Source organism: Microcoleus sp. A003_D6, from assembly GCF_036702825.1.
GTDB lineage: Bacteria > Cyanobacteriota > Cyanobacteriia > Cyanobacteriales > Microcoleaceae > Microcoleus.
Genome location: NZ_JAUBWA010000195.1, coordinates 1 through 8,247 on the forward strand (window position 1 = coordinate 1; position 8,247 = coordinate 8,247).

At 47.0% G+C, this 8,247-nt stretch carries 7 protein-coding genes and 1 tRNA gene; all 8 read right to left on the bottom strand.

The annotated features are described in order from the left end of the window. Positions 1-111: 111 nt before the first annotated feature. A complete protein-coding gene (locus QUB70_RS30400; protein ID WP_332985446.1) occupies positions 112-720 on the bottom strand; it encodes a Uma2 family endonuclease in 609 nt (202 codons plus the stop codon). Positions 721-883: 163 nt separating this feature from the next. Continuing rightward, positions 884-957, bottom strand: a tRNA-Val gene (locus QUB70_RS30405). Positions 958-1,040: 83 nt separating this feature from the next. Continuing rightward, positions 1,041-3,059, bottom strand: a complete 2,019-nt coding sequence (locus QUB70_RS30410; RefSeq protein ID WP_332985447.1) for a serine/threonine-protein kinase — start codon at positions 3,057-3,059, stop codon at positions 1,041-1,043. 106 nt (positions 3,060-3,165) lie between these two features. Continuing rightward, positions 3,166-3,612, bottom strand: a complete 447-nt coding sequence (locus QUB70_RS30415; RefSeq protein ID WP_332985449.1) for an SRPBCC family protein — start codon at positions 3,610-3,612, stop codon at positions 3,166-3,168. A 370-nt stretch (positions 3,613-3,982) separates the two neighbouring features. Further along, positions 3,983-5,419, bottom strand: a complete 1,437-nt coding sequence (zds, locus tag QUB70_RS30420; protein ID WP_332985450.1) for a 9,9'-di-cis-zeta-carotene desaturase — start codon at positions 5,417-5,419, stop codon at positions 3,983-3,985. 62 nt (positions 5,420-5,481) lie between these two features. Beyond that, a complete protein-coding gene (locus tag QUB70_RS30425; RefSeq protein ID WP_332985451.1) occupies positions 5,482-5,853 on the bottom strand; it encodes a type II toxin-antitoxin system PemK/MazF family toxin in 372 nt (123 codons plus the stop codon). Beyond that, positions 5,843-6,097 (bottom strand): hypothetical protein, encoded by a 255-nt coding sequence (locus QUB70_RS30430; RefSeq protein ID WP_332985453.1) that lies wholly within the window; start codon positions 6,095-6,097, stop codon positions 5,843-5,845. Before QUB70_RS30430 ends, QUB70_RS30425 begins: the two co-directional genes overlap by 11 nt. 180 nt (positions 6,098-6,277) lie before the next feature. Further along, on the bottom strand, positions 6,278-7,927 hold the full coding sequence (locus QUB70_RS30435) for a DUF6930 domain-containing protein (protein WP_332985455.1): 1,650 nt from the start codon (positions 7,925-7,927) through the stop codon (positions 6,278-6,280). Positions 7,928-8,247: the final 320 nt, after the last annotated feature.

Consider the following 8,247-nt stretch of genomic DNA (forward strand, 5'->3'; position numbering starts at 1 on the left):
GAGCGGAATGAAGCGAAAGTTTCACGTTCCGTTCTGAAGGAGAGGTAGGGGTGGCAACGCCCCTATCGACTCTAACCTCTAACCAACTGAGCTATGCGATCGCCTCAGCACTTATCCACCGTTAAAAATTTGCTTAGCGGTCAAATTCAACTCGGGAAACACCGCTGATTCAATTCTTTCATCTCCCCGAAACAGCTTAATTTGATACTCACCATCTACTAACTGATAAACCGATAAAGTAGGCTGTTTCGGATAACCAATATAACGGCTACCCCCTAAACCCAAATAATCTACAATCCAATATTCAGGAATGCCTAATGCTTCATAATCAATCATTTTATGTGCATAATCATCGCGCCAATTTGTGCTGACTACTTCAATAACTAATTTAACCGAATTTCCCTGAGTAATAACTGATTCTCTTTCCCATCGAGACTCATTGGCTTCTACGGCTTGTTTATCTAATACAATCACATCGGGATCGTAGCCAGAGTTATCGTTAAATTTAATTGTACATTCCTTCGGAATAAAGTAAGGAAGTTGTAATCGCCTGATTTCTAAACCCAATTCTATCGCTTGAAAACCTGCGCTCGCTGAATGTTTACCAGTTGGATTTGGCATTTCAACAATAACTCCGTTATGTAATTCATAGCGTCCGGTTTCGGCTTTTCCTTCCAGAAATTCATCAAAACTCATTAACTTCGATATCGCTTGAGTCATGGTAAAGTCTCCAATGCTCTAATATCATTTGATTCTGATTCAGTAGGGTGCGTCAGATTTTTAAGTTCATTATCTAACTAATAGGTTAATTGTCTAGCGAAAGACCAGACTCTCGGTAGGACGGGAAACCTAAAACCCTTGATTTCTAAATGATTGAAATTCATGGACACAACTGGACTCGAACCAGTGACCCCTACGATGTCAACGTAGTGCTCTAACCAACTGAGCTATGCGTCCTCACGAATTCCTAATATAGCAGAACATTCGATCGCCTGTCAAGCATAAATATAAAATTTTTCAAGCCACCCACAGCCACCGCCCTAATTCCCAACCCGCCAAATCTTCACAGTTCGATCGCCCGCACCGCTAGCCAAACTCGCCCCATCAGCACTAAACGCCACCGACAAAACCTCCCCCCCGTGCCCCGTCAGAAGTTCCAGCAAACCCCCCGTAGCAGCATCCCACAAATAAATCGAACCATCCCGACTCCCCGTCGCCAAAACCCCACCATCCGGGCTGAACGCCACACACAAAACATCCCCAGAATTGTCCCTCATACTCCGCAGCAGAGTACCTCGCCCCTGTGCATCCACCCGCCACAGCTTCGCCGTACCATCCCGACTCCCCGTCGCCAAAACCGATCCTTCTCCTACTCCCCCCCTTACCAAGGGGGGGCTGGGGGGGGTCTGACCGGCAAGGGAGTTGGGGGAGTTCGCAGCAAAAACGATCGCCCGCACCCAATCCCCGTGCTCTGCCAGAGTACAAATCGATCGACCATTTTGCCAATCCCACAACTGCACAGTCTTGTCCCGACTGCCACTAGCCAAAAACTCCCCGCCAGCACTAAAAGCCACCGCCTCCACCCCGCCAGCGTGACCGGTCAAAGCCGACATCCACTTACCCTTATTCAAATTCCACAACTGTACAGTTTTGTCCCGACTGCCGCTAGCCAAAACCTGACCGTCCCGACTAAACGCCACAGCAGAAACCCTGTCAGAATGACCCGTCAAAGCGTACCACCACTTACCCTTATTCAAATCCCAAATATGAATCTTTTTGTCCCGGCCGCCACTAGCCAAAGTCGCGCCATCAGGACTAAACGCCACACAAGTCACCCAGTCAGAATGACCCGTAAGAGTGTACCACCGCTTACCCGCATCCAACTTCCACATCTCGATCGTCTTGTCCTCACTGCCGCTAGCTAAAGTCGCGCCGTCGGGACTGAAAGCTACCGACGTGACAGCATTGGAATGCCCTACCAGAGTATGAACACACCTCCAAGTAGGCGCGCGTGCGGGTACAACCCGCTGCATCGGCGGCACAGGTAAAATTGTGCCTGCAATCGTTGGCGGCACTGCATTCTGCACTACAGGCGTCCTCTGCGGCGCGGGAATTGTTCTTGGCGCCGGGGTTGGGGGAATTTGCACAGGCGAATGCTGCGGCTGCAAATCTTGGAGAACATCAGCTACAGATTTGTAGCGGCGACTGAGACTCGGTTCGATCATTTTGTCGAGGATGCGGCTTAGTTTCCGATCGATTTGAACCTTCAAAAAGTCTCGCCAAACCCACACATCTTGATTGATATCAAACAAATCAAAAGGAGATATTTGAGTCAGTAAATAAAGGCAAGTTACTCCCAAACTGTACAAATCGCTGGCATAAACCGCTTGACCTCTAATTTGTTCCGGCGCCACGAACTCGGGCGAACCGATGACTGTACCGGTTTCTCTCAAACCCTCCACAACTTTTGCAGCGCCAAAATCAACTAAAACTAATTCCCCAGTTAATGCTGGGTAAGTATAAAAGAGGGGAGTTTGAGAAATGCGGCGGATAATATTGGGCGGTTTAATATCTCGGTGAATTACACTGCGATCGTGCACGAACTGCAATACTGGCAATAAATCCTTCAGCAGACTGAGAATCTGACTTTCGCTGAAAGGGCCATTCCGCGCCAACTCTTGCTGTAAATTCTCGCCTTCTATAAATTCCTGCACCAAATACTGATAGCGTTCCTGCTGAAAGTGTGCCAGCAGTTCGGGAATTTGCGGGTGTTTCCCCAACTCGTCCAGCCGCACTGCTTCTCGGTTGAATAATTCTGCTGCTTTCTCGCTGCTGCTGGTACCTTGGGATAGGGGGAAAAACTGTTTAATTGCACAGCGCGGTTTTGAGGGTTTGTCTTGGTCTACTGCTAAAAAAGTGCGACCGAAACCGCCGCGCCCGAGGGGTTTGATGGCGCGGTAACGCTCTCTGAGCAACAGTTTGGTGCCGCAATTCAGGCAGAATAGGGTACGATCGGCATTTTGCGGGTTTTGACAGGCGGGGTTTAGGCAGTAACTCATAACTGAACCGAGAAGGAATCAGCAGCACATCTCTATGATACTGAGGCCGGGGGGCGATCGACTCTCGCGTTACAATTAAAAACCAAAGGACTTGAGTCCTCAGAATTTAAGATGTCGCTTTAACATTCAGAGCATACTCTTTAAACCTTTCCAAGTCAGCCATAAGAGTCGATTCAACTACTCGCGCTAGAAATGAATTGTCCATCAATTTTGCCAGCCAGCCGGGAACTCCATAAGCTACCGTCAGTTTGACAATGCTGCTGTTTTTGCGATCGTAAAATCTGATCGCACCCCGATTTGGCAAACCGTCTACCGATTCCCACTGAATTATCTGATTCGGGACTACTTTGAGAATCCGAGAAAGCCAGCTAAATTCTAACCCGCCAGTTGCGAGTTTCCAGCGAGACAATTCCGGGTTGTCTTCGAGAATGCGAACTGATTCGATCCACTTCATCCAGCGCGGCATTTGCTCTAAATCTGACCATAGTTCCCACGCTAATTCGATGGGAATTGCTATTTCTACTTGTACGCTGTGTTCTAACCAATCAGTCATGGGATTTTAGATTTTAGATTTTAGATTTTAGATTGAAGAATTGTTTCTTTCTTGTTTTTCTCGTTCCCAAGCTCTCCCTGGGAACGAGAGAAAGTCATTAGCTTTTAGCATTTTACATTTTTCACTCGATCGACTAATGACTAATGACTAATGACTGATGACTAATGACTAATGATTAATGACTAATGACTAAGCTGTTCGACATTTAAACCGCTAACGAGGCCTGTAGGGTGCGTCAGCTAGAACACTTACTAAGCAAGGGAAACAAGATAGGGCTGACGCACCCTACAATACTATTTTAAATGCGTAACAGCTTAATGACTAATGACTAATGACTAATGACTAATGACTAATGCCAACTGCCAACTGACTAATGAGTGTAAGCTTCGAGAATTACCTTAGCCGCTTGATGACCTGAAAGAGTCGCTCCTTCCATGCTATCAAGGTAGTCTTGCTGAGTGTAACTTCCTGCTAGAAAGAAATTGGCAATCGGAGTTTTTTGAGCAGGGCGGAAAACATCCATTCCCGGTGCTTCCCGATACAAAGATTGAGCGAGCTTAACTACACTGTACCAAGTCATGTTTAATTCCCGCGCTGACGGGAATAAATCCTGAACTTGCTTGAGTACGTGTTGGGCGATCGCCTCATTGCTTTGTTTAATAAACGGATCTCCCGGTGTCAGCACCAACTGCAAAAGCGAACCTTGTCCTTCTTTATAATAATCCTTGGGACTTGTCAGCGCCAAATCTGCAAAACAAGAAAAATCTGCATCTGCTGAATATAGCAAATTATCGATTCCTACAGCGTGGCTCAACTGTTTGCGCTTGGCTTCGTCTTCCAGTTCCGTTACCCAACCGTCGAACCGCAATTGTACTGTAGCAACTGGCACCGCATCTAACTTATAAATGTTGTCAAATTCCGACCATTTGCGCCAAGCTGGGGGCAATATTTTCTGAATTCCCGGCACATCTAATGCAAAAAGATAAGCATCGGCGGTAATAGTTTCTTCTGTTTCGCCGTTGGCTACTAGCAAGCCTGTCACGCGGGTTTCTTCGCCTTCTTCAAACTGAATTTCTCGGACTCTGCGCCGCGTGTAAATTTTTGCTCCTTTCTTTTCCAAATATTCCACAATTGGTTTGTGCAAATATTCGTTGGGAGAACCGGCCAGCATCCGCATGACAGAGGCTTCGGTTTTCGATGCAAAGAATTGAAATATTGTCAACATACACCGGGCAGAAATATTTTCGGTGTCGATAAAACCCAGTGCGTAGGCGATCGGATTCCACATTCTTTTGAGCGAGTTTTGGTTGCCACCTTGACTGCGGAACCAGTCAGCGAAGCTAACTTTATCCAAATCGCGGATAGTTTTCATTGCCCCGTCAAAGTCTATCAAACCTCGGACGATCGGGCTAGTTCCCAGGGCGATCGCATTTTGAATTTTGTCTTGTACCGATAGCTGAGATGTCGTGAAAAATGCCTTCAATCCGTGCAAAGGAGCACCCACCGGAAAGCGAAAATCTAAAGAACCGGTTTCGCCGCCTCGATTGATAAAAGTGTGGACGTGTTCTTTGAGGAGCAAATCGTCAAATGCTCCCACTTTTTTCATCAGGGCAAATAAGTTATAATAGCAGCCGAAGAAGACGTGCAAACCCATTTCAACGTGATTGCCGTCGGGATCTACCCAACTGCCGACTTTGCCGCCGACAAAGGGGCGGGATTCAAAAATTTCTACTTGGTGGCCGGCATCCACTAAATCGACTGCTGTGGTCATTCCAGCCAGTCCCGCACCTGCGATCGCAACCCGCATTTTACCTATCCTTTACAGTATTTTTACAAATTGTAACAAAATTTAGAAGATCGGAAATATTATTAAAGTTCGTAAATGCCGATCGACACTTGTACAGCCCTCTGAATTCTTGCCAAAGACACAGCACTAATTTGACCGTAAGGGCCTTGTTCTAGAAATGTCTGTCGCAAAGCAGAAACGTTTTCACATACAGCTAGAGAATCAGCTTGCAATCCTCCCTCACCCGCAGGAATCAAGACGCGAGTAGGATTTTCTACTCCTGCAAGGTTACTTGTGAAAGGAACAACAATTACAGAATCGGTCAACTCGTTGCGGATGTCGGGAGAAACCACAACTACAGGTCTTTTTTTGGTATCTCCTAACTGACGCAAAGCTCTTGAAAGGTAAATCTCACCTTGGCGAGGATAAGTGTTCGCTGTTGAGTTAGAGTCCATCGCTGCTCCATGTTTCTTCTATCTGTTCCTCTACAAAATTAAACCACTCTTTTTCATCCTCAATATCTTCTTGGCTGCGGTTTTGATAAAACTTCCGCAACTTATCTTCGATTTGCTTAGCGTACCAGAGACGGAGAGCTTGTTCGATCGCCTCCGTCCAATTATCAGTAAGCTGGTCTATTTTATCAGCGAATTCAGCATCAAGGGCGACTAACACTTCTCGCTTTTGAGTAGAATTTGACACAATCATTCTCCTGAATAATTCACTAAGTAGGGTGCGCAATGCGCACCTTACATATTACTTTTACATATTCCTTCTTCCTTCTTCCTTCTTTCGTCTTCTTTATTTCGTCTTCCTTCTTCCTGACATCCGTTACATCCGTTACATCCGTTACAGAATCCGTTGCCGAACTTCCTTCTTCCTTCAAAACATCGGCATCAACTGAAGCGGCCCAATTCCCAACTCTTTAGCCGACACCCAGCGCACCTCAAGCAAAGCCACCATATCCTTAAACTGAGGCTGACCGCGAGAAGCACCCATCAACCCTTTAGCAATAATCAAACCGCACCAACCGTTCGTTAATTTACAGCGGCGATCCCACTTTTTGCGAGCTTCCTGATGCACCGGATCGTCTTCATTAAACTCCCCAAACAAATACAGATCCCCATTTTTAGTTTGCAAAATGCCCAAGTCGTATTGCTCATCCTGAAAAGGATTTTCGCCCGGATTAAAACCAATTGCCTTCACCCCTCCAGCTTCTTTCAAATCCTGAATCATAGTTTTAGCCTTCGGATGAGAAGTTTGGATCATCACCACCGGCAAACCATCTCCGGCGATATTAATATCAGTTTCTGCACCTTGGTGAAACTGGACACTTGCGCGCAGGAAGTCTACCGTTTCCCAAGGTACGGCGCCGAGACTCAAAAATGAATTTTGCGGCACCAAATCGTCCCGCAGCAGTGGCATTTCAAATTCATCATCATCGTCATCATCATCGTCATCCCCGAGCATCTGTAATAATTCGTCGGACACATCAGGCATCGTCGAAACTTTAACGGACGCCTGCTGAGTTTCCCCGTCTGATTGGGGAACTGGGATGCGGTAGCGGCTGTTAATATTGGGAAACGTCTCTGCTCCCAATTTCCGGCGGCTGTTGCGGAAAAAGCGGTGAAATGCTTCGAGAGCAACTAACATTGTCAGGGCTTCTTCTTCGTAAAGAATCGATCGCAATCCTTCTAAAGGATGCAGGTTGCCAAAATTCGGTTCAATTTCCGATGGAGGCAAATCGGCTAAATCAATTTCTTCTTCTTCGTCGTCGTCCTCATCAATATCGGCAGCACTTTCAAATGTGAGGAACAAACAGTCTTGCCCTAAAAAAGCCTGTTCTAAATCTTCAAAAGAATCATCGTTGACGACTCGCTCTCGAAACCGCTTCAAGGACTCTAGAGAGCGGTACAGCAAAACTCCGTAATCCATTCTGCCTTGCCCCAATACGGACACGTAGAGGCTCCCGACATCCCACTGATTGATTTCAATAGATATAATTTGGTGTTCGCTCAAAGTCCGCCACGGAGCATCTTGCCAGATTTGAGCAGCTTTTTCCATTAAGACTTCAGCGTACTGAGGTGGCAAATCGGGAGGCCGGTTGATCGCGACCTCTTCCATGCCGCGAAATATTTCGTCAATTAGGGGCAATTCCGGCACGTAGTCAATGGAAATACCTAAATCTTGAAGTACGCCCCGCAGATAAAATTGAATTTCTCGGTTTTTGACTACTATTTTTTGGGGGCGGACTGCGGGAGCCGGACTTTGGGGATGTTCCATTGCCCGCAGCAGAGCTCGGACGATCGCCTCTGGGCCGGCATCTGGGCCTACCATGTCCATAGCCCTCACGACGCCTTCAGAACCGTCCACCCAGAGAATGCACTCACCACCGGCTTCTAGAACGTCATCGTCATCTAGCATCATGTGCGAGTCAGCATTAGATAAGGGTCGGCGATCGCCCTCCCACACGCTGGGAATTTGAGGTAAGTTTTGTAGCCGACGAAAAGTAGAGCGATTCAGCGCTGCCATAGAGTAAGCCCGTTGGGTGAAGCATGGTTGCGGTGTCCGTAGTCGGTCAACCGCTGCTTCTCAATCATAAACCCTATAGGGGGAGAGGACATCAAGCTTGGGAACGAGGCCCCACGGCAATTAAAAATTAAAAGCTCGATATTCAGCCTCAGCATCTAACCGAATGCCTTCTGGCGAATGGCTGTACAATGGACAGATAAGATTAAACTCTTAGCATTAGACAGTCTCAGGAGTTCGGCAATTGTCAGGAACCTCGGCCTTAAGGCACGAGGCTTGCGGGAGAAATCCGGTAAGCCATTCTGACCAGACTAAGGCTTAAC

Coding starts and splice junctions, on each gene's coding strand:
- QUB70_RS30400 (WP_332985446.1), bottom strand. CDS start 720: ATGACTCAAGCGATATCGAAGTTAATGAGTTTTGATGAATTTCTGGAA.
- QUB70_RS30410 (WP_332985447.1), bottom strand. CDS start 3,059: ATGAGTTACTGCCTAAACCCCGCCTGTCAAAACCCGCAAAATGCCGAT.
- QUB70_RS30415 (WP_332985449.1), bottom strand. CDS start 3,612: ATGACTGATTGGTTAGAACACAGCGTACAAGTAGAAATAGCAATTCCC.
- zds (WP_332985450.1), bottom strand. CDS start 5,419: ATGCGGGTTGCGATCGCAGGTGCGGGACTGGCTGGAATGACCACAGCA.
- QUB70_RS30425 (WP_332985451.1), bottom strand. CDS start 5,853: ATGGACTCTAACTCAACAGCGAACACTTATCCTCGCCAAGGTGAGATT.
- QUB70_RS30435 (WP_332985455.1), bottom strand. CDS start 7,927: ATGGCAGCGCTGAATCGCTCTACTTTTCGTCGGCTACAAAACTTACCT.